General features: G+C 68.0%; 22 protein-coding genes. 8 read left to right on the top strand and 14 right to left on the bottom strand.

What is annotated here, in order from left to right; genetic code table 11:
• Positions 1–488: 488 nt before the first annotated feature.
• The gene (locus ABIC65_RS21895) at positions 489–1,976 is read left to right on the top strand and encodes a lipopolysaccharide biosynthesis protein (protein WP_354311623.1); all 1,488 of its coding nucleotides are present in this window, start codon (positions 489–491) and stop codon (positions 1,974–1,976) included.
• A gap of 6 nt (positions 1,977–1,982) precedes the next feature.
• Here the strand turns inward: ABIC65_RS21895 and ABIC65_RS21890 are convergent, their stop codons facing one another.
• Positions 1,983–2,411, bottom strand: a complete 429-nt coding sequence (locus ABIC65_RS21890) for a CBS domain-containing protein (RefSeq protein WP_354311622.1) — start codon at positions 2,409–2,411, stop codon at positions 1,983–1,985.
• 69 nt (positions 2,412–2,480) lie between these two features.
• Here ABIC65_RS21890 and ABIC65_RS21885 point away from each other — a divergent pair, with 69 nt between their 5' ends.
• Positions 2,481–2,777, top strand: coding sequence for a hypothetical protein (locus ABIC65_RS21885; protein WP_354311620.1), 297 nt, complete (start codon positions 2,481–2,483; stop codon positions 2,775–2,777).
• A gap of 4 nt (positions 2,778–2,781) precedes the next feature.
• Here ABIC65_RS21885 and ABIC65_RS21880 read toward each other — a convergent pair whose 3' ends face one another.
• The 8 genes from ABIC65_RS21880 to ABIC65_RS21845 form a co-directional block, all read right to left on the bottom strand.
• Positions 2,782–4,332 carry a DUF4139 domain-containing protein gene (locus ABIC65_RS21880; protein ID WP_354311619.1) on the bottom strand — a complete coding sequence of 517 codons (1,551 nt, stop codon included), beginning with the start codon at positions 4,330–4,332 and terminating at the stop codon, positions 2,782–2,784.
• A 4-nt stretch (positions 4,333–4,336) separates the two neighbouring features.
• Entirely contained in the window at positions 4,337–5,725 is a 1,389-nt protein-coding gene (locus ABIC65_RS21875) for a DUF4139 domain-containing protein (protein WP_354311618.1), read from the bottom strand.
• 239 nt (positions 5,726–5,964) lie between these two features.
• Complete coding sequence (locus tag ABIC65_RS21870) at positions 5,965–8,322, bottom strand: glycoside hydrolase family 31 protein (protein ID WP_354311616.1); 2,358 nt, start codon at positions 8,320–8,322, stop codon at positions 5,965–5,967.
• Between the two features lie 73 nt (positions 8,323–8,395).
• The gene (locus ABIC65_RS21865) at positions 8,396–8,719 is read right to left on the bottom strand and encodes a DMT family transporter (RefSeq protein WP_354311615.1); all 324 of its coding nucleotides are present in this window, start codon (positions 8,717–8,719) and stop codon (positions 8,396–8,398) included.
• Positions 8,719–9,198 (bottom strand): GNAT family N-acetyltransferase, encoded by a 480-nt coding sequence (locus ABIC65_RS21860; protein ID WP_354311613.1) that lies wholly within the window; start codon positions 9,196–9,198, stop codon positions 8,719–8,721. Before ABIC65_RS21860 ends, ABIC65_RS21865 begins: the two co-directional genes overlap by 1 nt.
• Positions 9,195–10,085: a DMT family transporter gene (locus ABIC65_RS21855; protein WP_354311612.1), complete on the bottom strand. Its 891-nt coding sequence runs from the start codon at positions 10,083–10,085 to the stop codon at positions 9,195–9,197. The genes ABIC65_RS21860 and ABIC65_RS21855 overlap by 4 nt, the downstream gene beginning before the upstream one ends.
• Before the next feature lie 56 nt (positions 10,086–10,141).
• The gene (phhA, locus tag ABIC65_RS21850; protein ID WP_354311610.1) at positions 10,142–11,008 is read right to left on the bottom strand and encodes a phenylalanine 4-monooxygenase; all 867 of its coding nucleotides are present in this window, start codon (positions 11,006–11,008) and stop codon (positions 10,142–10,144) included.
• A gap of 37 nt (positions 11,009–11,045) precedes the next feature.
• Entirely contained in the window at positions 11,046–11,891 is an 846-nt protein-coding gene (locus ABIC65_RS21845) for a S1/P1 nuclease (RefSeq protein WP_354311608.1), read from the bottom strand.
• Between the two features lie 98 nt (positions 11,892–11,989).
• Here ABIC65_RS21845 and hisS point away from each other — a divergent pair, with 98 nt between their 5' ends.
• From hisS to ABIC65_RS21825, 4 genes are all read left to right on the top strand, one after another.
• Positions 11,990–13,339 carry a histidine--tRNA ligase gene (gene hisS, locus ABIC65_RS21840; RefSeq protein WP_354311606.1) on the top strand — a complete coding sequence of 450 codons (1,350 nt, stop codon included), beginning with the start codon at positions 11,990–11,992 and terminating at the stop codon, positions 13,337–13,339.
• Entirely contained in the window at positions 13,336–14,409 is a 1,074-nt protein-coding gene (gene prfA / locus ABIC65_RS21835; protein WP_354311604.1) for a peptide chain release factor 1, read from the top strand. Before hisS ends, prfA begins: the two co-directional genes overlap by 4 nt.
• 183 nt (positions 14,410–14,592) lie before the next feature.
• Positions 14,593–15,408 (top strand): peptide chain release factor N(5)-glutamine methyltransferase, encoded by an 816-nt coding sequence (gene prmC / locus ABIC65_RS21830; RefSeq protein WP_354311603.1) that lies wholly within the window; start codon positions 14,593–14,595, stop codon positions 15,406–15,408.
• A gap of 260 nt (positions 15,409–15,668) precedes the next feature.
• Positions 15,669–16,526, top strand: coding sequence for a DUF4167 domain-containing protein (locus ABIC65_RS21825; protein ID WP_354311601.1), 858 nt, complete (start codon positions 15,669–15,671; stop codon positions 16,524–16,526).
• A gap of 120 nt (positions 16,527–16,646) precedes the next feature.
• Here the strand turns inward: ABIC65_RS21825 and ABIC65_RS21820 are convergent, their stop codons facing one another.
• The 5 genes from ABIC65_RS21820 to ABIC65_RS21800 all read right to left on the bottom strand — a co-directional run bounded on the left by ABIC65_RS21820 (position 16,647) and on the right by ABIC65_RS21800 (position 22,006).
• A complete protein-coding gene (locus tag ABIC65_RS21820) occupies positions 16,647–17,792 on the bottom strand; it encodes a CehA/McbA family metallohydrolase (protein WP_354311600.1) in 1,146 nt (381 codons plus the stop codon).
• Between the two features lie 42 nt (positions 17,793–17,834).
• On the bottom strand, positions 17,835–18,359 hold the full coding sequence (locus ABIC65_RS21815; RefSeq protein WP_354311626.1) for a DUF1345 domain-containing protein: 525 nt from the start codon (positions 18,357–18,359) through the stop codon (positions 17,835–17,837).
• Between the two features lie 140 nt (positions 18,360–18,499).
• A complete protein-coding gene (gene ppa / locus ABIC65_RS21810; RefSeq protein WP_064311114.1) occupies positions 18,500–19,039 on the bottom strand; it encodes an inorganic diphosphatase in 540 nt (179 codons plus the stop codon).
• A gap of 35 nt (positions 19,040–19,074) precedes the next feature.
• Positions 19,075–20,964, bottom strand: coding sequence for a M61 family metallopeptidase (locus ABIC65_RS21805; RefSeq protein ID WP_354311598.1), 1,890 nt, complete (start codon positions 20,962–20,964; stop codon positions 19,075–19,077).
• A 94-nt stretch (positions 20,965–21,058) separates the two neighbouring features.
• Complete coding sequence (locus ABIC65_RS21800; protein ID WP_354311596.1) at positions 21,059–22,006, bottom strand: isoaspartyl peptidase/L-asparaginase family protein; 948 nt, start codon at positions 22,004–22,006, stop codon at positions 21,059–21,061.
• Positions 22,007–22,289: 283 nt separating this feature from the next.
• On the opposite strand from ABIC65_RS21800, the gene ispG reads away from it, so the two are divergent.
• Together ispG and ABIC65_RS21790 are read left to right on the top strand one after the other, a co-directional pair.
• The gene (ispG, locus tag ABIC65_RS21795; protein ID WP_354311594.1) at positions 22,290–23,414 is read left to right on the top strand and encodes a flavodoxin-dependent (E)-4-hydroxy-3-methylbut-2-enyl-diphosphate synthase; all 1,125 of its coding nucleotides are present in this window, start codon (positions 22,290–22,292) and stop codon (positions 23,412–23,414) included.
• The gene (locus tag ABIC65_RS21790; RefSeq protein ID WP_354311593.1) at positions 23,411–23,734 is read left to right on the top strand and encodes a hypothetical protein; all 324 of its coding nucleotides are present in this window, start codon (positions 23,411–23,413) and stop codon (positions 23,732–23,734) included. The genes ispG and ABIC65_RS21790 overlap by 4 nt, the downstream gene beginning before the upstream one ends.
• Positions 23,735–23,865 lie beyond the last annotated feature (131 nt).

Here is a 23,865-nt window from a genome sequence, read left to right as displayed (position 1 = left end):
ACTCTCAAGTTTGATGTTCCACCACATGGCCGCCGGAATGTGCGACCATGCAGCAGCTCATTTCTAGGAGCCGTTCCTGCACATTCTTGTGAAACCCATCCGCCAGGCGAACCCGACGAACAAGCTTCCACGTATGGAAACGTGTAAGGACATGTATGAAACGGCTTGGCTTTTACCGAGCACCTTGCACCTAGAAGCTGCAAGACCCGGAGCCGCCGCCCACATGTCCCTTCATCTAAACCAACAATGTCAAAGAGCGACAAAAATCGACGCTGCGCCTTTCCCCTTTTTCTCGGGGCGGCCGCTGCGCCTGAATTTCGGTGACCGTCGAAGCGTTCCGTTGAAGAGCACCGCGTCGGTGGAGTGGCTTCTATGCGCGGTCCGCCGGACCGTCAACGAGAAAATAAAACTTTCTGTCGTTTTCGTGACAGGGGCTCGAGAAATGGCGGAAATCCGCGGTTTACGGCTTCTCAATCGGGGCATGCGATATGCCGGTGGTGACCGAATCAACGCTCGAATCGCCGAATCAGGCCCCGGAATCGCTCCGGAATCAGGTGCGAAAGGCCGTGATCTGGCGTTCGGGCACCCAGATTCTGGGGCAGCTGCTCACCTGGTCGTCGACCTTCCTGGTCATCCGGATCCTCGCGCCCGCGGATTACGGGCTGTTCGCCATGACCCAGGTGGTGCTGGTGCTGCTCAACATGCTCAACGGCTATGGGCTGGCGAGCGCGCTGATCCAGCGAAGCGACGCCGGGCACCGGGCGCAGCGCCAGCTGTTCGGGATGCTGCTGCTGCTCAACGGGGGGCTGGCGCTGCTCCAGTTCGCCGCCGCGCCGCTGGCTGCCGCTTATTATCGCCAGCCGATGGTCGCCGAGCTGCTGCGGGTGCAGGCGCTGCTCTATCTGTGCACGCCCTTCATCGCGCTCCCCTATGCGCTGCTCGCCCGCTCGATGGACTTCGCCAAGCAGGCGCAGGTCAATTTCGTCTCGGCGCTTGCCGGGGCGATCACCGCGCTGACCGGCGCCTATGCCGGGTGGGGCGTGTGGACCCTGGTCGCCGCGCCCATCGTGCTGTTCGCCACCCGTGCGATCGGGATGACGGTGGCGGCGCGCGCGCTGGTATGGCCGAGCTTCGACTTTCGCGGCGCCGGCGACATGGCGCGCTATGGCGGGGTGATGGCGGCCGGGCAGGTCTTCTGGTTCCTGCAGAGTCAGGCCGACGTGTTCATCGCCGGGCGCATGTTCGATCCGCACCTGCTCGGCATCTATACGACCAGCCTGTTTCTCACCCAGATCTTCGTGTCGAAATTCGTGCCGCCGCTCAACGAGGTCGCCTTCTCAGCCTATGCCAGGATGCGCGACGATCCCGAAGCGGTCGCGGCGGCGTTCGTGCGGGGCGCGCAACTGATCCTGCTTGCCGCGATGCCCTTCTATATCGGGCTCGCCGCGACCGCCGAGCCGCTGGTCGCCGTCGTGCTCGGGCCGAAATGGGCGGAAGCGGCGCCGGTGGTGCACGGCCTGGCGCTGGTGATGCCGCTGATGACGCTGCAGATACTGTTCGCCCCCGCCAGCGATGCGCGCGGGCGCCCCGGCATCAGTGCGCGCAACGGAGCGACGGGCGCGCTGTGCCTGCCGATCGCCTTCCTGGTCGGCGTGCATTGGGGCATCCTGGGCCTCGTTGCTGCCTGGTACATCGCCTACCCGCTGTACCTGGCGCTGTCGGCGCATCGCACGCTGCCCGCGATCGGCGTCAGCTATGCCCGGCTCGGCCGCGCGATCGCGGCGCCGGTGTTCGCGGCGCTGGCGATGGGGCTGATCGTCACCCTCGTCGACCGAGAGCTGCCGCCGATCGCCCCCCTGCCCCGGCTGGCCCTGCTCGTCAGCGTGGGTAGCGCGAGCTATGCTGCGCTGCTGTTCGTCTTTGCGCGGGAGACGCTCGCCGGTGCGATCGCGCTGGTGCGCAACCGCGCCGGCTGAGCCGCGTCAGGCCGCCTGGATATAGGCGCGCATCGCCTCGGCCTCGGACTCGATGCGATCGATCCGGTACTTCACCAGATCGCCGATCGAGATGAAGCCGACCACCGCCTGCCCGTCGAGCACCGGCAGATGGCGGATGCGCCGCCGCGTCATCAGCGCCAGCGCGCCGAGGACCGTCTCTTCCGGGCCAACCGTGATCGCCGGCGCGGTCATCACCCGGCCGACCGGCAGCTCAAGCCCGATCGCGCCTTCGCGCTCGATGCAATGGATCACGTCGCGCTCGGAAAAGATGCCGACGACTTGCCCGTTTTCTAGAACCGGCACCGCACCGATCCGGCGGGCCGCGAGTAGTGCAACCGCCTCCGCGACGGTGCTGGTGGAGGCGATCGACACGATGTCTCGCCCCTTGCCTTCGAGGATTGCCGCGATGGTCATCGCCTTCTCTCCTTGGCTTTCATTTTTTAGGCGTTGTGTATCCCACGAATCGGCCCAACTTGCAAAGCGATGGAACAGCCCGACGGACTCGATGATCCCACCTATGCCGCCTTCGCCTGGGGGCGGTTTCGCCGCATCCTTTGGGGCATGGCCGCCGTGGCGGTGCTCGCCGCCGGCGTCGCGGAATATTGGCTGTGGGCGGAGATGGGCGAGCTCCACATCGTCACCGCGATCGCCACTTTCCTGGGCGTGTTCTTCACCATCATGATGGCGGCGGCGCTGATGGGACTGATGTTCCTCAGCTCGGGCAGCGGCCATGACGCGCAGGTAGAAGACCCGCTCAAGGACGAGATCGACCTCGACTGAAGAGTCAGCGTGCGCGCTTGAGGGTGAGGTCGAGGCTCGCGCTGCCGTTGGCCGGCACGGTCACCCGCCAGGTGGGCACGCCCTTGTGCGAGACGAGCGGCGCGCCGGCCTTGGCGTCGCGATAGGGGATGGGCAGCTCGAAGGTGACGGGGGCGGCGAGCGCGTTGGTCACCTCGACCCGGTAGCTCGTGCGCCGTTTGGAGCCCGGCTTGCCTAGCACCGCATAGCGGACCTCGCTGCTGTCGCCCGGCCGCAGCTCGATCTCGTCGCCGATCGCGCGATCCTGGAGCGCCGACTCGCCGAGCAGCACCGGCTGTTCCCCGCGCGCCGCGAACAGGGCCACCGATCCGGCCGGCAGCGGTAGGCCGAGCCCGGCGCTCGCTCGATTCTCGGCGCGTAGGAGGATGGCGGCCGGTTCGCTCTCGGCGTCGCGACCGGGATCATAGGCGAACGGCCGGAACGTCCCCGCATAGAAGCGCGCCATCTGCACGCGCTCGCGGTGGAGCAGCGCGATCTGCTTGGTGGCGTTCGCGGCGACGCTCACCGGCTCGGGGACGCGGTAGAGCTTGAGGTCGCCGAGGTCCTCCTGTTCGGCCATCATCACCGGCGCGAACGCCATGCGCGATCCGGTCACGATGATTTCCATCGATGGCGCGGGCGGCGGCGGCGGTGGGGGCGCTGGCTCCAGCATCTGGCGGATTTCTCCGCGCGCGACCGGAGGCGCATCACTCGTCCTGCCCATCGGCCAACATTGCAAGCTTAGCGCGGTACTCCGTCCGCGCGGCAGCCGCGCCGCCTGCTCCTTGTTGGGCTGCCCCGCCACCGCGCTCGTGCGGGCGTTGGCGAAGCCCTGGCTGCCGCCATTCACCACCGTCATCCAGCCGAACAGGTCGAGCGTGTCGTCCGCCCCCAGCTGCGCCACATAGTTGGCCGACCAGTCGAGCCCCTGCGCCAGATAGGACAGCTGCACCGTCACATTCTGCGCGCGGGGGCTGTCGGTCGTCACCGACAGCGTCGGCTTGGCTGCGAGATCGGCGGGGACGCCGGGATAGACCAGCTTCTCGGGAAGCCCCGAACAGCCCAGCGCCTCGACCCCCTCATCGGTGGTGAGCAGCACGCCGCCTGTCGGCCCTGCCTGAATGACCGCGTCGCTTTCGGTGACCTTGCCGGTGGCGCGATCGGTGCGCCGGACGGTGACGCGACGCTTGAGGTACGCGTTGACCAGCGTCGCCGGGCCGAGCAGCCGGGCGTCGCGGTTCTTCTCCCCCACCCCACGCGGCAGCCCGGTGACGATCGCGGTCTCCGGCATCATCCCCTCGGACACGCCGACGAAGCGGATCACCGACGCGCCGGCCGGCAGCTGCAGCGTCCGCGTCTCGGTGACCAGCGCATATCCGCCGGGCCAGCTCCGTCGGATCGCGCCCTCGCCGCGGTTGGGATCGCGATAGACCGTCACCGCCACCGAATCGGGCTTGTTCGAGACGACGAGCGTCTGCGCCGGCGCCGGAAGCGCGACGAGCAGCGCGGCAAGGACAAAGGCGATGCGCGCGAGCATCGGATCAGTAGCGGCTGTCGAACACCATGGTCACCGATGCCTTGCCATTGGCCGGCACCGGCACCTTCCACTCCATCCGATCGGCGGAGACGCGCTCGCCCGCGAGGGTCTGGTCGGTGACGCGAACGTCGCCCCACAGCCCGGTCTGGGCGAGATCGACGGTGACCGGCTCGGCGCGGGCGTTGGTGAAGTCGTAGCGCATGGTGGTCTTCCAGCGCCGGGCGGAGAGCTTCTTGCGCTCGACCACCACCGCCGCGCCCTTCACGTCGAACGCCTCGCCGGTGTGGATCGACATCGCCGAGCCCATCGGCGCGGCATCGACCCGGCTCTCGCCGATGAACTGCGGCTCGCCCTTGCGGTCGCGCATATAGACGCGGATCGTGCCGCTCGGCAGCTGGTCGCCCAGGCCGCCATTCTTGGAGGTCGAGAATTTGAGCACCGAGGAGGCGCTGCGCGGATCGGTGTCCGCGCCCAGCCAGCCATTGACCCATTCATAGGTCTTGCGCGCGGGCGCGGCCTTCACGTCGAGAAAGCTGACCTGCTTCTGCTGGGCGTTGGCGATCGTGGTGCGCTGGGCGAGCGGGTAGAAGATATAGTCGCCCAGCCGCTCGCGCGGACCGGTTTCGGTGCCGGGCGTGTCGATGGTCGCGTCCTCTCCACCCAGCCGGCCGAAAGCCTTCGCACCACTGGGCGCGCCGGCAACCAGCGTCACCGCGGCATTCTGGTAGGAGGTGCCGGTATCGTTGGTCAGCGTGATCCAGCCCTGCACGTCGATCGCGCTCTTCGCCTCGTCGAACAGCATCACATAGTCGCTGGTCCAGCCCAGGCCGGGCGTGAGATAGCTGAGCGTCGCGGGCACCCGGCCGCCGCTCGCCACCTGCAGCGTGACCGAAAGCGTTGGCCGGGCGCGGAGATTCTCGGGCACCTTGTCGAAGATCACGCGGACCGGCAGCCCGTCGTCGCGCAGCACCTCGATGCGCGGACCGATCTGGAGCACGATTCCGCCATTGGCCGAGAGGATCCGCGCCTGCTCGCGCGTCTCGGCGCCGGTCGCGGGGTTGGTGCGGACGATCGTCACCACCGATCCGACCGCCTTTTCCATCAGCTTGTAGGGGGTGAGCAGGTCGTAATCGAAATTCTGCTCGACGATGCCGATGCCGGGGCCGGCGAGCGTCACCGTCTCCGGTCGGATCTTGGCGGAGACGTCGGCGAATTCCTGCCGGGTGCGGCCGGCCTCGAGCGCGAGGGTGCGGGCGTCCTGCACCAATGCCTGGCCGTTCTGGTAGATGGTGATGGCGAGATCGCCCTGCGCGGTCTTGTCCGGCGCGGGCAGCTGCTGGGCCTGCGCAAGCGCCGGCCATGCCGCCGCCAAGAGCCACACCACACGCCGCATCGCAGATCCTCCCCCTTGGTTGCGGGGATCGTAGCAGATCGAGGAACGGCCGCTAGTGTCTCCTCCCCCGCCAGGGGGAGGCGCACTGGAACCTCCAAGTCGATCGTCATCCCGGCGGAAGCCGGGATCCATTGCCCTGTGCGCTGGGGGAAAGAACCGCCACATCAGCGCGAATGGATCCCGGCTTCCGCCGGGATGACGAGGTCTTTTTTTGGGGGGATCGCTCTCCCCGGCGCGCCCTACAGCGTCACCACCACGCGCCGCCCGTCATACACCACCTCGCGCCCCGCCGCCTCGACGAGCCCCATGCCGACGCCCGGCGCCACCGTCACCACCCGGAACCGCCGCGTCTTCGCCATGCCGGGATAGCGCCCCTGCCGCGCGCCGATCGTCAGCGTCCCTGCCTTGTCATCCAGCGTCAGGTCGATCGTCGCACGCTCGCCGCGGCGCCAGCCCTGCCCGTCGCCGGCATCGTCATAGAGGGTGAAGCGGCCATCGGCGCCGCGATAGAGGCGCAGCTCGATCGGGCGATCGGGGGACTGGTCGGCATATTGCACCGGCGATCCCAGCGGCAGGATCGTCCCCGCGGCCACCTGTACCGGGATCTGCCCGATCGGCGCGGCGACCTGGAGCTTCGCGCCGCCCTGGTGCCGGGCGCCGGTCCAGAAATCCGTCCATTCGGTGCCGGCCGGGAGATACACCGAACGCGAGGTGGCGCCGGGCTCGATCACCGGGCTGACCAGCAGGTTGCGCCCGAACAGATATTGGTCGCGCAGGTCCTGCGCGGCGCGGTCCTCGGGGAATACCATCCCCACCGGATAGAGGAACGAGGCCCCGCGATCGGCGACCTGCCAGCTCTGCGCATAAAGGAACGGCAGCAGCCGATAGCGCAGCGCCACCGCGTCGAGCAGCGGCGCCCTCACGCTTTCGGGGAAGCTGTAGACTTCCTTGCCCTCGCCGGTGCCGTGGATGCGGAACATCGGGTTGAACACGGCGAACTGCAGCCAGCGGGTGAACAGCTCCTGATAGGCGGGGTCCTTGGGGCTGCCGCCGAAGAAGCCGCCGATATCCGCCGACCAGAAGGGATTGCCGGTCATCGAGAAATTGACGCCCGCCGGGATCTGCTTGGCGAACACGTCCCACCGCCCGCTGACGTCGCCCGACCAGGTGAAGGCGCCGTTGCGCTGCTGCCCCGCCCAGGCCGAGCGGGTGAGCAGCAGCGGGCGCTTGGCGGCATAGTCCGCGGCCATGCCGTCGTGCACCGCGGTGGTGTGCAGCAGCGGATAGGCGTTGAACAGCAGCGCGCCCGGCCCGGCCGCGGTGTTGACGTCGGCCATCTCACCCCAATGGCCGCCCAGCTCGGCCTCGCTGCCGTCGAGCCAATAGCCGTCGAACCCGGCCTTCCCCAACCGGTCGGAGATCTGCTTCCAGTAGAGCGCGCGCGCCTTTGGCGAAAACGCATCGTACCAGCGGCCTTCGCCCGCCGGATACACGTTCGGGTAGGTCGTGGGGTAGAGACCACCGATCGCGTCGAGCGCCTTGGTGTTCTCCAGCCCCACGTCGAGCCGCGGCCAGACCGAGACGATGCTGTGCAGGTGCTGCCGGTGCAGCGTATTGAGCATCGCCTTGGGATCGGGATAGCGCGCGGGGTCCATCTCGTGGCTGCCCCAGCGCCCCTCCGGCCAGTATTGCCAGTCCTGCACCACCGCATCGAGCGGAATGCCGAGACGGCGATATTCGGCCGCCACCCCCAGCAGTTCGGCCTGCGATCCATAGCGCTCCTTCGACTGCCACAGCCCCCAGGCCCAGCGCGGCAGCAGCGACGCGGCGCCGGTGAGCTGGCGATAGGCGCCGATCACCTGGTCGACATCGGGCCCGGCGAAGAGGAAATAGTCGATGCCCTCGCCCGCCTGCGAGCGGAAGAAGATGCGGTTGCCCGCCTGCGGGGTATCGACCGCGACTTCGGTCACCGAGGCATTGTTCCAGAACAGCCCGAAGCCGGCGGGCGAGACCAGTACAGGCACCCCGACATCGGTGTTCGCCTGCTGCAGCCGGACGATATTGCCGCGATAGTCGAGCAGCCCGGCCTGGTGCTGGCCGAGGCCGTAGACCGCGCGGCCCTCGGGTGCGGCGAAGACCATCCGCACCGCGCCATCGGCATCGGGGGCACCGCCCAACCGGCGGCGGTAAAGATCGGTCTCGCCGACCAGTGGCTTGTCGTCGGCGCCGAGCAGCGCCACCGCGCCGGTCTTGCGATCGACGCTGATCCGCATCGCCGGTGTGGCAAGCAGATAGCGGTCGGGCTGCTGGTCGAGCGTCCACGCCACTTTGGCCGGCTGGCCGACCAGCGCGAAATCGGGCGTGCGCTCGGCGCCTTCGCGGAGCATCGTCACGCGGAGGATACGGTCGCCCCATATCGTGAGCGCGAGCAAACCCTGCCCAGTGCGGAAGCTGGCCCCGGTCGGGTTCTGCGCGAGCAGTGTTGCGCCTTCGGCAGCGGCGGCCTGGAGCGGCGCGGCCTGCACGATAAAACTCGGCGCAATGCTCGCGGCAAGCGCTGCCCCCAGCAGCAGAAGCGACTTGACTTTCACGGACATTCTCTCCCCTGACGCGACGGTCTTGCCGCCGATCTTGTCAGACAAGAACGGGCCTGCCTAGCCCTTCGGGGTCTTAGTGCCCCCCGCCCGCCAGCCGCAGGCCGGCGATGCAGCCGACCAGCCCGAGGATCAGCAGGATGCGCACCGCGCTCACCGGCTCGCCGAACCATAGCATGCCGACGATCACCGTGCCGAGCGCGCCGATCCCGCCCCACACCGCATAAGCGGTGCCCAGCGGCACGGTGCGCGAGGCCATCTCCAGCAGCGCCATCGACACCGCGATGAAGGCGAGGAAGGCCAGCGTCCAGGGGATGTTCCGGAAGCCGTCGGTGAAGCGCATGCAGGTGGTGAAGCCCACTTCGCAGAATCCGCCGAGCAGCAGGTAGATCCAGCCCATCAGCGCCCGGCCAGCTTGGCGAGCGCGTCGCCGGTCACCCGCTGCACCGTCCATTCGTCCATGCCTGTGGCCCCCATCGCGCGGTAGAAATCGATCGCCGGCTGGTTCCAGTCGAGCACCGACCATTCGAACCTGGCATAGCCGCGCGTGACGGCGATATCGGCCAAATGGCGCAGAAGCGCCTTGCCGACGCCGGCGCCGCGCGCGGCGGGGGTGACGTACAGGTCTTCCAGATACAGGCCCGGAAGCCCGGTCCAGGTGGAGAAGTTCTGGAAGAATAATGCGAAGCCGAGCGGGGTGCCGTCCGCACCTTCCGCGATCACCGCCTCGGCAGCCGGGCGCGGGCCGAACAGCGCGGCTTCCAGCATCGGCTCGGTCGCGAGGACGGCGTCGGGCTCGCGCTCGAATTCGGCCAGTTCTCGGACGAAGGCGAGGATCTGGGGCACGTCGGCGGGGGTGGCGAAGCGGATCTGGGTCATGCGGCGGCCTCGGTCTGGGGAGCGGGGGCGACGCGGCCGCGGATCGCGGCGAGGCACCCGAGGATGATGAGCAGCGCGCCCGCGACCGTCCAGGCCGAGACGCGCTCGTCGAACACGACATAGCCGAGCAATGCCGCCCAGACGAAGGCGGTATATTCGACCGGTGCCAGCACCTGCGCCTCGGCATGGCCATAGGCCCAGGCGAGCAGCACGGCGGAGATCGAGCCGACCAGCGCCGCGCCGAGGATCCAGGGCCACAGGCTCACCGAAGGCATGGCCGAGAACCAGGGGGCGCCCGGCAGCATGACCAGCGCAAGGACGAGGCTGGTGAACAGCGCGACTTCGATCGGGTCGGCGATCTGCGCCTGTTGCCGCAGCAGGATCAAGCTGCCGGCATAGAGGATCGAGGCGGCGAACACCGCGATCGAGCCGAGGACCACATCGGTCGAGGCATGCGCCTGCGCCTGGCCCGCGGCGATGGTCAGCACGCCCAGGCTGGCGACGAGCGAGCCGCCGATCGCCGCGCGGCGGATCCGCTCGCCGAGAAAGGCGGCGGCGAGGAACATCGCGATCAGCGGCGCGAGGAAGGTCAGCGCGATCCCCTGCGCCATGGTGACGCGGGCAAGCCCCCAGAAGAACAGCACCACCGAACTGCCGGCGAGTACGCCGCGCGCGAAGTGCAGCTTGAGCGCCCGGCGGCCCGGCCAGGGCGTCCGCCGCAGCAGGAAGATCGGCCCGAGCAGCACGATCGCGCCGACCGAGCGCCACAGCACCGCGCTATAGGCGCCGTGCGCGATCGACATGCCCTTCATCACCGCGTCCATCACCGAGTAATTGGCGATCCCGAGTGCGGCGACGAGAAAGGCAAGACGGGGCGAACGGGACATGGGGGTCGGGTAGCGGGCGGGCTCGCGGATTGCGAGCCCCTTCAAACGCTTGCCCTTCAGCCCTTTCGGTTCGCGTATTCCTGCGTTCCCCGGGTAACCACCTCGTCCCCCTGCAGTATCGCAGCGATCGGGATGTCCGGCTGCGCCAGGATCTCGGCATAGAGCGGCGCGAAATCGGTCTCCACCGTTTCGCGCAGCAGCGCCTCGAAGCTGGGGATGACGAAATAATTCTGCTGGAAATCGTCGATTCGATATTCCGTCCGCATCACCCGCTTCATGTCGAAGCGGATGCGGTTGGGGCTGTTGCTGTCGAGCGCGAAAATGCTCTCGGCCGAGCTCGACACGATGCCCGAACCATAGATGCGCAGACCCTCGGCCTCCTCGATCAGCCCGAATTCCACGGTGTACCAGTAGAGCCGCCCGAGCTGCTTGAGCGCGCCCAATTCCAGCGCGCGCATGCCGCCGCGGCCATAGGCCTCCAGATAATCGGCGAACACCGGGTCCGCGAGCATCGGCACATGGCCGAACACGTCGTGGAACACGTCGGGCTCCTGGATATAGTCGAGCTGGTCCGGCTGGCGGATGAAATTGCCCGCGACGAAGCGGCGGTTCGCCATGTGATCGAAGAACACGTCGTCCGGCACCAGCCCCGGCACCGCGACCACCTGCCAGCCGGTCAGTTTCATGAGCCGCTCGGACAGTTCCTCGAAATTGGGGATGCCCGAGTCGGAGAGCCGCAGCGCCTCCAGCCCCTTGAGATAGGCCGAGGAGGCGCGTCCCGGCAGCAGTTTCGCTTGCCGCGCGAACAGCTTGTCCCAGGTGGCGTGTTCCTCCGCGGTGTAGGCGGCCCAGTCCTGCGGGATCGTCCAGTCCGCCGCCGCGCCCTCGGGCGGCCTCTCCAGCACATGCGTTTCCTTCTTCATGGACGGGATATAGCAGCCCGCCCGAAGGAGCGAAACGTCAGCCCAGCGCCTCGTCGAGCAGCTTGGCCAGCCGCAGCCCGCCGCGCACCACCTGTTCGCGGGCGACCGGCACCAGCTTGGCCAGCGTCGCCTCGTCGAGATGCGCGGGATGATCGCCGGGCGTGCACACCGCCTCGCCCGCCGCGCTCGGATAGACCACGTCGCGCGCGACCTGCCAGCTCTCCCGGCTCCAGTCCTCGACATTGCCGCCCCACGTCGCGTTTCGCTCGGCCGCGCTGTAGACCCGCACCGGCGACGGCGGCTGCGAGATCGCGCGCTCGGCCAGATAGCCGTCCCACACCGAATGGAGGTTCAGCTTGGCGCCGGCGAAGGCACCGTAATTGGTCTTCACCTTGTTGCCGCCGAGATCGCTGTGATCGCCCGCATGGAGCGGCTGGTGCAGGTCGCCGACGAAATGGACGAGGAACACCAGCGCCATCACCCGCTCGCGCACCGGCACCTTGCGGTCCTTGAGCAGCTTCACGTCGCGCTCGATCTGCGCCGAGACGCAATTGCCGTCGCGGCAGGGCGGCTTGAGGTCGAAGGGCTTGCAGATGTCGATATTCTGATAGTGCCACGAATAGGCGTAGCTGAAGCGCGGCCCCAGCGTCTTGACGCAGTCTGCCCACACCGCCGCCTGCTCGATGGTGTTGGCCGGGCAGGTCGGCGTTTCGAGCAGCGCCTGGCGCCTGAGCAGCGCATCGATCTTGGCGCGCACCGCGGGCGTCACGTTGCGATAGGCGATCGCGCCCACCGTCTCGTGGCCATATTCCCAATAGGCGGAAGCGGGCGAAGCGGCGCCGAAGCCGAGCAACGCGGCGAGGATACACAGGATACGACTCATGCTGCGCGCCCTAGTCCCGCCGCGCGCGTGCTTCAACACAGGCCTTCCCCTCGCCTGCATTGCGGCGGACCGGAAACCGGCCTAATAGCCGCGCCCAAATGGCACGTATCCAGACCCCCCAGCGCATCCGGGGCACCCAGGACATTTTCGGCGAAGACCAGCGGCGGTTCGCCGCGGTGCTCGAAACGTTCGATCGGGTGCGCAAGCTCTATTGCTTCCAGCGGCTCGAGATCCCGATCTTCGAGGCGACCGGCGTGTTCGCCCGCTCGATGGGCGAGACCTCGGACGTCGTCTCCAAGGAGATGTACACCTTCGAGGACCGCGGCGGCGATTCGATCACGCTGCGCCCCGAATTCACCGCCGGCATCGCCCGCGCCTATATCAGCGAGGGCTGGCAGCAGTTCGCGCCGCTGAAGGTCGCGACCTCGGGCCCGGTGTTCCGCTACGAGCGCCCGCAAAAGGGCCGCTACCGCCAGTTCCACCAGATCGACGCCGAGATCCTCGGCGCGCCGGAACCCGCCGCCGATGTCGAGCTGCTGGTGCTCGCCGACCAGCTGCTCAAGGAGCTCGGCATCGCCGAAGGCGTGACGCTGCAGCTCAACACGCTGGGCGACGCGGCGACGCGCGACGCCTGGCGCACCGCGCTGGTCGCGCACTTCGAGGCGCACAAGGGCGAATTGTCCGAGGACAGCCTGGCGCGGCTCGAGAAGAACCCGCTGCGCATCCTCGATTCGAAGGACCCGCGCGACCGTCCGATCGCCGACAGCGCGCCGGACATCGACGCCTATCTGACCGACGAGGCCGCCGCCTTCTTCAAGGCGGTGACCGACGGGCTCGATGCGGCGGGCGTCGCCTGGACGCGCAATGCGCGGCTGGTGCGCGGGCTGGATTACTACCGCCACACCGCGTTCGAGTTCGTCACCGATCGGCTGGGCGCTCAGGGCACGGTGCTGGCCGGCGGCCGCTATGACGGGCTGATCGGCTCGCTCGGCGGCCCCGAGACCGCGGGCGTGGGCTGGGCGGCAGGTGTCGAGCGGCTGGCGATGATGCTGGCGGAGCCGAAGGCAGACGCGCCGGATGTCGTGGTGATCCCAGTCGGCGAGCGCGCGCTCGCGGCGGCTCCGACGCTGCTACGAGATCTGCGCACCTATTCCATCTCCGCCGATTGCGCGTTCCGCGGGAACACCAAGCGTCGCATGACGCTTGCGAGCAAGTCTGGCGCAAGCTTTGCCTTGATCGTTGGCGACGATGAATTGGACCGCAACGAGGTCGTCGTGAAAACGCTAGCTACGGGCGATCAGCAGGCGGTGCCAATGGCTCAGCTCGACCGTTTCATGCGTACGCTCATCTTTGCGGCGAAGCTGGGTGCGGACGCCGAGCAAATCCACAACGCGACGAGCGAGGGTTTCTCGATCGTCGGCAATGCTTTGCCGCCTGAGGCCGAATGACCCGCATCCCGCCGGACCGCATCGCGGCGATCGAGGCGCGGCGCGACGAGTTGCAGGCGCTGATGGCGTCTGGCGAGCTCGGGGGCGATCGCTTCGTCCAGGTCTCGAAGGAATATGCCGAGGTCGAACCGGTTGCGGTCGCGGCGGGCAAGGTCCGGCAGCTGCGCGCCGAGGGGCAGTCGCTCCAGCAGATGACGCAGGACGCCGATGACGAGCTGCGCGCGATGGCGGTGGAGGAACTCCGCGCCAACGAGGCCACCCTCGCCGATGCCGAGCGCAAGCTCGCGCTCGCGCTGCTCCCGCGCGATTCGGCCGATGAGCGCCCGGCGCTGCTCGAAATCCGCGCCGGCGTGGGCGGCGACGAGGCGGCGCTGTTCGCGGGCGATCTGCTGCGCATGTACCAGCGCTATGCCGATCGCGTGGGCTGGCGCACCGAGCTGATCTCGGCCAGCACCTCCGAGGCGGGCGGCTACAAGGAAGTGGTGATCGGCATCACCGGCACCGGCGTGTTCGCCAAGCTCAAGTTCGAGAGCGGCGTGCATCGGGTGCAGCGCGTCCCCGCCACCGAGGCGGGCGGGCGCATCCACACCTCGGCGGCCACCGTCGCGGTGCTGCCCGAGGCGGAAGAGGCCGATGTGCAGATCGACGACAAGGATCTGCGCATCGACATCTACCGCGCCTCCGGCCCCGGCGGCCAGGGCGTCAACACCACCGACAGCGCGGTGCGGATCACCCACCTTCCCACCGGCATCGTGGTGATCCAGCAGGACGAGCGCTCGCAGCACAAGAACAAGGCCAAGGCGATGAAGGTGCTGCGCACCCGCCTGTACGAAGCCGAGCGCGAGCGGCTGGCGGCGGAACGCGTCGGTGCGCGGCGCTCGATGGTGGGCTCGGGCGACCGCTCGGAGCGGATCCGGACGTATAATTTCCCGCAAGGGCGGGTGACCGATCACCGGATCAACCTGACGCTGCACCGCCTGCCCGAGATCCTGGAGGGCGAGCTCGACGAACTGGTCGGCGCACTGGTCGCGCAGGACGAGGCCGACCGGCTTGCGCAGCTGGATGGCTGAAACTCCTCCCCGGTACGGGGAGGGGGACCGCGCGGCGCAGCCGCGTGGTGGAGGGGCCGCGCCGCAGGCGCGGTACGCTCTCCACCCGCGGGAACCCCGCCGCTGTCGCGGCGGCCCCTCCACCATTCGCGCTGCGAATGGTCCCCCTCCCCGTACCGGGGAGGAATTTCGGTGTGCCAAGCCGTGAGCGTTCGCGCCGCTCTCGCGGATGCCGCCCGCCAGCTGGAACCCGTCTCCGACACCCCGCGCCTCGACGCCGAGCTGCTGATGGCGCACGCCCTCGGCACCACCCGCGACAGGCTGCTGCTCGGCCGGCTGGACGACGCCGCGCCCGAGGCCTTCGCCGCGCTCCTCGCCCGCCGCCTGACCCAGGAGCCGATCGCCTATATCACCGGCACCCGCGCCTTCTGGACGATCGACCTCGCGGTCGGCCCCGGCGTGCTGATCCCGCGCCCCGACAGCGAGACGCTGATCGAGACCGCGCTCGCCTGGTTCGGCGACCGCGCGCCGTCGCGCATTCTCGATCTCGGCACCGGGCCCGGCACGCTGCTGCTCGCCGCGCTCGCCGAATGGCCGCAGGCGCAGGGGCTGGGTGTCGACGCCTCGGAGACAGCACTCGGCTATGCCCGCCGCAATGCGGAGGCCCTCGGCATGACGGACCGCGCCGCATTCCGCCACGGAGACTGGACCGCGGGCATCGAGGGCCATTTCGACCTCATTCTCGCCAATCCGCCCTATATCGGGACAGACGAAAGCCTGCCCCCGCAGGTGCGCGACCATGAACCGGCGGAGGCGCTGTTCGCCGGTGCCGACGGGCTCGACGACTATCGTCGCATCGTCCCCGCCCTCCCTGCCCTGCTTGCGCCCGGCGGGGTGGCATTGCTCGAAATCGGATGGACGCAGGCGCAAGCAGTTTCTTTGCTCGGCCAGGAACACGGCCTGTCTTCAAGCGTCTATAAGGACATGGGTGGACGGCCGCGCGTGGTCCGGCTGACTTGAAACTACGCGCAAACGTCACATATTTCTGCTTGGAGATTGGTACGCCAGCGGCTAGAAGAAGGCCGGGGCGAGGCACCTTCAACCAAGTTGTTGAGACAAAGGGCTGAGGCCCGACTCCATGGTCATGTGTGCCGCTGCAGTCCGGCGGCCATGGCAAGCGGTAGGCGCTGGGATACCCCGGCACCTCCCGCGAACGTAACCCTGCATCCGGAACCTCGATGGATCGACGTACGGCTTTGTAAAGACAGGACACAAAGACCTTGATCAACAATCGTCAGGCCGGCCGCCGTCGCGGCCGGGGCGGCCAGCAACAGCGCCAGGGCGGAAGCTCGAACAATCAGGGCAATGGCAGTCGCATCGATAACCGTGCCCGTGGCAACGCCGCGCAGTTGCTTGAGAAATACAAGAACCTGGCGCGCGACGCCCAGATGCAGGGCGATCGGGTCAACGCCGAATATTACCTGCAGTTCGCCGATCATTATTTCCGCGTATTGAACGAGAACCGCTCGCGCTTCGAAGAGCAGAACCAGCAGCGCCGCCAGCGCGAGGAATTCGACGGCGACGAGGAAGAGTTCGAGATGGAAGGCGAAGCCGGCCGCGAGGACGAGGGCGACGCCCCCCGCCAGCAGCAGCAGCCCCGTCGCGAGCGCGAACCCCGCTACGAGCGCGAAGCGCGTGAACCGCGCGGCGACCGCGAGCAGCGTGCCGAACGTGAACCGCGCGAAGCCCGTGGCGACCGCGAACCCCGTGGTGAGCGCGAAGCCCGCGAGCCCCGCGCCGAACGCGAGCCGCGCAGCTATCGCGAGGATCGTCGCGAGCGCAGCAATGGCACCGCGAACGGCCAGGCCAACGGCAATGTCGCCGAGGCCGCGCCGGTTCAGCCCAGCGCACCGATCGAAGCGCCGGTGAGCGAGGACGTCGCCGAGGCACCCCGCCGCCGTGGCCGCCCGCGTCGCGAAGCGCCGGTCGAGGCAGAAGCGTCGCACGGCATCGATGTCGCCATCCTTCCGCCCGCGATCGGTGCCGATGCCGCACCGGCCGAGGACGAGGAAGCACCGAAGAAGCCCCGCCGCCGCCGCGCCGTGAAGAGCGACGAGGCCGAGGCACCCGCCGCCTGAGGCGACGGCCAACTGGCACCGAAAAGGCCCGCTTCCGAGGAGGAGGCGGGCCTTTTTTCATGCCGACACGCTACTACCGAACGCGAGTGCTCGCACCCCCGCCAGGGGGAATAGCGACGCTCAGAACGCCGGATCGAAGTTGAAGAAAATCGGGTTGGAGATCGCCACCATCGGCCCGGCGATCTTGGTGAAGTTCTCCACCCCCGGATAGGGCGTCTGCGGCCCTTCCACCTCGACGCGGTAATAGCTGCGGCCCCGCGCATCGGGTATGTCGGTGAAACCGACACTGCCGTCGGCACCGATGTCGAGCATCGCGAACACCTCGCCATTCTTCACCACGCGGACGTGATAGGCGCCGTCCTCGCGCTTGCCCGCCAGCCGAACGGTGAAGCGCACCGGCCCGGCGGGCGCCTTGGCATTGTCGCCCATCAGCATGTCCGCCCTGCCGTCGCCATTCACGTCGGCGGTGAGCTCCACCCGCGGCGCATAGGGATTGGCGCTGATCGAGGCACGCCCGCGGCCGATCGCGGCGATCACCGCTTCACGGGTGCGGGCGGGTGCGAACACCCAGGTGGTCGGCGTGCCGACATTGTTGGCGGTCGCCTCGATCGCCTGCGCCGCATCGCTGCCCGGCACCGTGCCGTGGTGCGAATCGCTGCCGCCCCGCGCGCCGATCTTGCGGCCGGAGCTGAGCATGTCGTCCCACACCATCAGGTTGGTCTTGTTCGGCGCCCAGCGGACGGTGTTCCACACCTCGATCGAATCGACCAGATCGTAGGAATAACCGAAATGATCCTTGTTGGTCGGGTGGTTGGCGGAGAGGTGGACGCCGAGGCCGTCCTTCACCTTCTGCACCTGCACGTCGCGGGCATCGCGGATGTCGAACAGCGTCTGGTGGTCATAGGGCTTGGCCGACAGGATCACCGCATGGCCGCGCACCGTGGTCCATTCCGCGCCGTAGAGCAGCAGCAGCTTGTCCGAATGGAATTCCGGGTCGCTCCACGTGTGGTGGGCGGTGTCGCCGTTCACATGGTTGTCGTGGTCGCTGATCAGCAGGAAGTCGAAGCCGGCACGCTCCGCGTCGGCAATGATCCGCGCCTCGCTGTGATTGGTCGAATCCTTGCTGTGGCGGGAATGGACGTGCAGGTCGCCCTTCATCCACACGCCCTCGGTCAGGCTGGCGACGACAAACTTGTCGTTGGTCTGGGCGGAAGCGGCAACAGGCGCGAGCAGCACGGCAAGCGCGAGGGTAGCGACACGGAACATGGCTTCTCCGGCAGGCTGGCTTCGGGCGGGCGCCCGGCCGCCTCAACTACCGCCGAGAACGTTGATCGTGAAGGCCACCACGCCCAGGTTGAACACGAAGGCCGCCAGGCAGTGCAGCGTCACCACCCGGCGCAGCTGGCGCGTCTCGACCGAGACGTCGCTGGTCTGGAAGGTCATGCCCAGGCAGAAGGCGAAGTAGATGAAGTCCCAGTAATTGGGCTCGGGCGTCTTGGGGAAATCGAGCCCGCCCTTGTCGCGCCCGCCCGGCGCCTCGCTGTAGAACAGATGGGCGTAGTGGAGCGCGTAGACGGCGTTGCTGAACGTCCAACTCAGTGCCAGCGTGCCGAGGATCAGCACGAGCTGCGCGGGCTGGGGCGCCTTGCGCTCCATCAGCTCGCTGGCGATCGCGATCAGGATGATGACGGTGACGGCGCCGGTAATGCCGAGCAGCACCAGCCGGTTCGCATCGTTGTTGCAGGCCGATCGCCGCATCGCATCGGACTGGTGCCGAAGCATCGGAATGCACAGCGCCAAGAACAGCGCCGCGCCGATGTCGAAGGCGAGCATCGCGCCCGCGCGGATGCCGAAATGCGGCACCAGGAACAAGCCTGCCGCGATCGTGGTCGCGGCGAATGCGAGGAAGCGCGGCGGCGCGAGGACGTTGCCGACCCCTCGGGGTCGCGCCCCGCGCCGCCGCACTTGCTGGCTCAGGCTGCCTTGGCCTTCTTGGCGGCTTCGATCGCCTCGAGCACGATGCGGCGCGCTTCGGCAGCGTCGCCCCAATTGCCGATCCGCACCCACTTCTCGGACTCGAGGTCCTTATAGTGGGTGAAGAAATGCTCGATCTGCTGGAGCACGATCGTCGGCAGGTCGGTGCGCTCGCCCACGTCCGCATAGTATGGGAAGGTGCTGTCGACCGGCACGCAGACCAGCTTCTCGTCGCCGCCGGCTTCGTCTTCCAGCTTCAGCACCGCGATCGGGCGCGCACGCACCACGCAGCCCGGCACGAAGGGCGAGCGGGCGATGACGAGCGCGTCGAGCGGATCGCCATCGGGCGACAGCGTGTGCGGCACGAAGCCATAGTTCGCCGGATAGCGCATCGGCGTGTGCAGGATACGATCGACGAACAGCGCGCCGCTCGCCTTGTCGAACTCATACTTCACCGGCTCGCCGCCGACCGGCACTTCGATGATGACGTTGAGGTTGTTCGGCGGATCATCGCCAATGGGAATCAGATCGATGCGCATGTTTCTCTAAACCTTGGTTGGCGGCTCCGCCCGTCTCAGCGGGCTTGCAGCAGCTTGTCTAGGCCAGCCTCTCCTTCGACCGACTTGACCAGATGCGGATAGCGCAGCCCGTCATGATAGTCGATGCTAACCTCTCGGTAACTATCGTCCCGTTTTAGCGTCAACCGAATCGGCGCCTTGGTGCCCTTGGCGTTCTTCACCGCCTCGATCAGCGCGTCGACGGCATAGGCGCGGCCGTTCACCGCGACGATCTCGTCGGCGACGGTGATGCCCGCCTTGAACGCGGGGCCGTCCCACATCACGCCGGCGATGCCCTTCTTGCCGACCGCGAGGCCCAGCGAATAGCTGAGGTCGGCGGTACCCGGACGGCTCATCTTGTTCGGCACGTCGGTATAGACGAGCTTGTAGCCGTTGCGCTCGAAGCCCTTGAGCGGCGCGCGCTCGGAAACGTCGTGCAGGCGCGCGGTGAGCAGCTTGCGCCAGTCATAGGGCTGGATGCCCTCCAGCGTCTTGACCACGTCGTCGAAGGTGTAGGTCACCTCGCCATAATCGCCGTCGCGGCCGCCGAAGAAGGCGCGCGCGAAATCGTCGATCGACTTGGTGCCCTTGCTCTGTTCGCGGAGGACCGAATCGACCTCCATCCACACCAGCAGGCCCTCGTTGTAATAATCCTCGCTGCGCTGCCAGCTGGTCCAGCCCTTGGGCGCGCGGGCGGTGATGATCGGATCGTTGGTGGTGTCGATCATCGGGCGCCACTGGCGGCCGGCGCGGTTGTCGAGGCTGGCCATGATGTTGGCATAGCCTTCCAGCGTCTCTTCCTTGGAGACGAGGCCCGAACGCGCCTGGAACACATAGCCCCAGAACTGGGTCTGGCCTTCATACACCCACAGCGACTGGTCGCGCATCGGCATGCGGAAATCGGGCGTCCACAGCTCGGCGCCGCGGCGATACTTGCCGTCCCAGCTATGGGTATATTCGTGCGGCAGCAGGTTGCGTGCGCCCGCCTGCTCGGCCCACTTCGTGAAATAGCCGGGCCCCACGCCGTCTTCCGAGCTGCGGTGATGCTCGAGGCCGATCCCGCCCATCTTGTCGCTGATCGACAGGAGGAAGTGATAGTGGTCGTAATGCTGGGCGCCGAAGGTCTTCACCGCCTGCTCGACCAGCCGCTTGTGCGCCTCGATCTGCTCGGGCTTGGCCTCCAGCTCGTCGGCGCTGTCCGCCACCACGTCGAGCGTCACGCGCTCGCTCAGCGGGAACTTGCGATAATAGCGGCCGGCGATCACCGGCGAGTCCATCAGGATCTCGTAGCTGGTGGTTTCATAGGCATAGGTCGAGCCGGTCACCTTGGCGGGCACCGCGCCGGCGGCGGTCCAGCCCTCGGGATATTTCACCGTCGCCTGGATCGGGATGCGCCGGGTGAAATAGCCCGCCGGATAGAGGCTGAGCGAGTTGAACTGCACGCTCATCATCTCGGGCGTCATCACGATGCGGCCCTGGTTGCCGTCGGTCGCGGAGACGAACTGGAACTCGGCCTCGACCGTCTTGGCGCCGGTCGGCACGTCGACATGGAAGGCGAACACGTCGACGGTGTCGCGCGTCCAGGGGATGCGCTTGCCGTTCGCCTTGATCTGCAGGCCGGCCAGCTTCTCGATCTCGCCGCGGGGGCCGTGCTTGCCCGGCAGCCATTCGGGGAACAGCAGCGTCAGCCGGCCTGCCTTGGCGACGGGGATCGTCTCGCGCACCCGGAAGATGCCGCGCAGCGTATCGGTCGCGTCCACGTCGATCTTGAGCGTGCCGGGATAGGCCACGTCGCGCGCCGCCGGGATGGTGTCGACGATCGGCACCGGCTGCGGCATCGAATTCTGCGCGAACGCAGGCGCGGTGGTAGCCAGCAACAGGCTGGCGAACGAGAGTGCACGAACCATGAAGTGACGGCCCCTTTTGGATGATCTTCGCGAACGCGAAACGGCGCGGATCGGGCAATATTGTTGCTCGCGAATTTCCGCGAGGCAAGGGGGTTCAGGCGCGTCGGTCCTCGTAGATCGCCACCACGCGCGCGCCCTCGGCAGAGACCTTGCCGCGATACATGCCGGGCGTGGTGAAGCTCCAGTCGAGCTCGCCGGTGGGTGCAACCAGAATCACCCCGCCGACGCCGCCCATCGCCTTCACATCGGCCATCACCACGTCGGCCGCCTGCTTGGCCGTCTCGCCCTTGAACCGCATCCGCGCGCAGATCTCGTGCGCGACGCCCTCGCGGATGAAGAACTCGCCCGATCCGGTGGCGGAGACCGCGCAGGCGCGATCATCGGCATAGGTGCCCGCGCCGATCAGCGGCGAATCGCCCACCCGGCCCCAGCGCTTGCCGGTGAGCCCCCCGGTGGAAGTGGCGGCGGCGACATGCCCCTCGGCGTCCATCGCCACCGCGCCCACCGTGCCGTATTTCATGTCGACATCGAAGCCACCGCGAGCGGTGTCGCCCTTCATCGACTCGAGTTGCTGGCGGCGCTCCTCGGTACCGAACCAGCTGTTGTCGACCTGCTCCAGCGCCTGTTCGCGCGCGAACTGGTCCGCGCCCTCGCCCGCGAGCAGGACGTGGCGGCTCTTCTCCATCACCGCGCGGGCGAGCGCGACCGGGTGCCGCGTGGTGGTCGACCCCGCCACTGCGCCGGCGGCGCGGGTGCGCCCATCCATGATCGCCGCATCGAGCGTATGCCCGCCCTCCCAGGTGAACACCGATCCGCGCCCGGCGTTGAAATGGGGATCGTCCTCCAGCACCTGCACCGCCGCCTGCACCGCCTCGACCGCCGAGCCACCCGCGTCCAGCACCGCCGCACCGGCATCGAGCGCGGCGTTGAGCCCCGCCTCGGCGCCCGCTTCCTGCTCAGCCGGCAGTTCGCCGCGTCGCATGCTGCCGGCACCGCCATGGATCATCAGCGTCCAGCGGGGCGTGGGGGTGGCGGTGGACATGGCGACGGGCTCCTGCGGATGTGATTTGCGCCGCCCCCTAGCAGATCGGGCGGAGGGTCCAAGCTGCGGTTGCCCCCGAGTGTATCCTCCCCCGCCAGGGGGAGGTGGCGCGCGTCAGCGGGTCGGAGGGGGAGGAAGCACGACGGCTGCGAGGTTCTGGCATCCTCCCCCTCCGTCAGGCCTTCGGCCTGCCACCTCCCCCTGCCGGGGGAGGATACGCTTTGGAAATCAAGGGACAGCTTCCGCCCTAGCCCCGCCGCGCCGATGCGCCTATATGCGCCCCATGTCCGTACGACCCTGGCGCGATATCGTCCGGCGGCAAAGCCGTCAGATCATGGTGGGCAACGTGCCCGTTGGCGGCGACGCCCCGGTGACGGTGCAGACGATGACCAACACCGCGACGTCCGACGTGAAGGCGACGATCGACCAGATCCGCCGCTGCGAGGAAGCGGGTGCGGACATCATCCGCGTGTCCTGCCCCGACGTCGAAAGCACGACGGCGCTCAAGCAGATCGTCCGCGCCGCCCGCGTGCCGATCGTCGCGGACATCCATTTCCACTACAAGCGCGCGCTGGAAGCCGCCGATGCCGGCGCCGCCTGCCTGCGCATCAACCCCGGCAATATCGGTTCGGCGGAGCGCGTGAACGAGGTGGTCAACGCCGCCAAGGCCAATGGTGCCGCGATCCGCATCGGCGTCAACGCCGGCAGCCTCGAGAAGGACCTGCTGGAAAAGTACGGCGAGCCCTGCCCGGAGGCGCTGGTCGAATCCGCGCTCGATCACATCAAGCTGCTGCAGGACCGCGACTTCCACGAATTCAAGGTTGCGGTGAAGGCGAGCGACGTGTTCCTCGCGGTCGCCGCCTATCAGCAGTTGTCCGACGCGGTCGACTGCCCGCTGCACCTCGGCATCACCGAGGCGGGCGGCTTTGTCGGCGGTACGGTCAAGTCGGCGATCGGCATCGGTTCGCTGCTCTGGTTCGGGATCGGCGACACGATCCGCGTCAGCCTCTCGGCCGAGCCCGAGGAAGAGATCCGCGTCGGCTTCGAGATTCTCAAGTCGCTCGGCATCCGCAACCGCGGCGTCCGTGTCGTCTCCTGCCCCAGCTGCGCGCGCCAGGGCTTCGACGTGATCCGCACCGTGCAGGCGCTGGAGGAACGGCTCCAGCACATCCGCACGCCGCTGTCGCTCTCGGTGCTCGGCTGCGTGGTCAACGGCCCCGGCGAGGCGCGCGAAACCGATATCGGCCTCACCGGCGGCGGCAACGGCAAGCACATGGTCTATCTGTCGGGCCTGACCGACCACACGGTCGAGGATGCCGACATGCTCGATCACATCGTCCAGCTGGTCGAGGCCAAGGCGGCGGAGATCGAAGCCGCGATCGCGGAGCCGGCGCAGGCGGCGGAGTGAACCCCGAGCCCAATGCCGCGCTGATCGACGCGGGCGCGCTGGTGACGGCGCTGTTCGCCGCGCGGCTGGCGTTGCTTCAGTGGAACCGCGGGCCTGGCTGGCAAGGCTGGGCGGCGCGCTGGCTGCGCCGCGGTGTGTGGGTCGCGTTGCTTGTGCCGACGCTGCGCTTGGCGACGCTGACGGCAGCCGGCGGCGAGCGGGCCCCAGTGATGGTTGCGGCGATGGTGGCGCTGCTGGCGGCCGGGGCGTTGCTGACGCTGGTGGATGCGATCGTAGTGGCAGCGCTGGAAACGCGATCTCGCTCAAGCGCCGACGCTTGAGGCGTCCGACATGTTCGCGACCGAATAGCCCTTTCGGATATGGCAATGCCGCATCACGGCGCTAAATCGTAACAGCATCGAGCGCAGTGTTGACCTTTAACGGGAAGCCGCTCCAGAACGGCCGCGTTCAA

Source organism: Sphingomonas trueperi (assembly GCF_040545665.1).
GTDB lineage: Bacteria > Pseudomonadota > Alphaproteobacteria > Sphingomonadales > Sphingomonadaceae > Sphingomonas > Sphingomonas trueperi_B.
This window is presented reverse-complemented; position numbering and strand designations above follow the sequence as displayed.

Coding starts and splice junctions, on each gene's coding strand:
- hisS (WP_354311606.1), top strand. CDS start 11,990: ATGGCACGTATCCAGACCCCCCAGCGCATCCGGGGCACCCAGGACATT.
- ABIC65_RS21845 (WP_354311608.1), bottom strand. CDS start 11,891: ATGAGTCGTATCCTGTGTATCCTCGCCGCGTTGCTCGGCTTCGGCGCC.
- ABIC65_RS21870 (WP_354311616.1), bottom strand. CDS start 8,322: ATGTCCGTGAAAGTCAAGTCGCTTCTGCTGCTGGGGGCAGCGCTTGCC.
- ABIC65_RS21805 (WP_354311598.1), bottom strand. CDS start 20,964: ATGGTTCGTGCACTCTCGTTCGCCAGCCTGTTGCTGGCTACCACCGCG.
- ABIC65_RS21855 (WP_354311612.1), bottom strand. CDS start 10,085: ATGTCCCGTTCGCCCCGTCTTGCCTTTCTCGTCGCCGCACTCGGGATC.
- ABIC65_RS21815 (WP_354311626.1), bottom strand. CDS start 18,359: ATGCTCGCCTTCGACATCGGCGCGGCGCTGTTCTTGGCGCTGTGCATT.
- phhA (WP_354311610.1), bottom strand. CDS start 11,008: ATGAAGAAGGAAACGCATGTGCTGGAGAGGCCGCCCGAGGGCGCGGCG.
- ABIC65_RS21800 (WP_354311596.1), bottom strand. CDS start 22,006: ATGTCCACCGCCACCCCCACGCCCCGCTGGACGCTGATGATCCATGGC.
- ABIC65_RS21820 (WP_354311600.1), bottom strand. CDS start 17,792: ATGTTCCGTGTCGCTACCCTCGCGCTTGCCGTGCTGCTCGCGCCTGTT.
- ppa (WP_064311114.1), bottom strand. CDS start 19,039: ATGCGCATCGATCTGATTCCCATTGGCGATGATCCGCCGAACAACCTC.
- ABIC65_RS21875 (WP_354311618.1), bottom strand. CDS start 5,725: ATGCGGCGTGTGGTGTGGCTCTTGGCGGCGGCATGGCCGGCGCTTGCG.
- ABIC65_RS21865 (WP_354311615.1), bottom strand. CDS start 8,719: ATGGGCTGGATCTACCTGCTGCTCGGCGGATTCTGCGAAGTGGGCTTC.
- ABIC65_RS21860 (WP_354311613.1), bottom strand. CDS start 9,198: ATGACCCAGATCCGCTTCGCCACCCCCGCCGACGTGCCCCAGATCCTC.
- ABIC65_RS21885 (WP_354311620.1), top strand. CDS start 2,481: ATGGAACAGCCCGACGGACTCGATGATCCCACCTATGCCGCCTTCGCC.
- prfA (WP_354311604.1), top strand. CDS start 13,336: ATGACCCGCATCCCGCCGGACCGCATCGCGGCGATCGAGGCGCGGCGC.
- ABIC65_RS21890 (WP_354311622.1), bottom strand. CDS start 2,411: ATGACCATCGCGGCAATCCTCGAAGGCAAGGGGCGAGACATCGTGTCG.
- ABIC65_RS21895 (WP_354311623.1), top strand. CDS start 489: ATGCCGGTGGTGACCGAATCAACGCTCGAATCGCCGAATCAGGCCCCG.
- ispG (WP_354311594.1), top strand. CDS start 22,290: ATGTCCGTACGACCCTGGCGCGATATCGTCCGGCGGCAAAGCCGTCAG.
- ABIC65_RS21880 (WP_354311619.1), bottom strand. CDS start 4,332: ATGCTCGCGCGCATCGCCTTTGTCCTTGCCGCGCTGCTCGTCGCGCTT.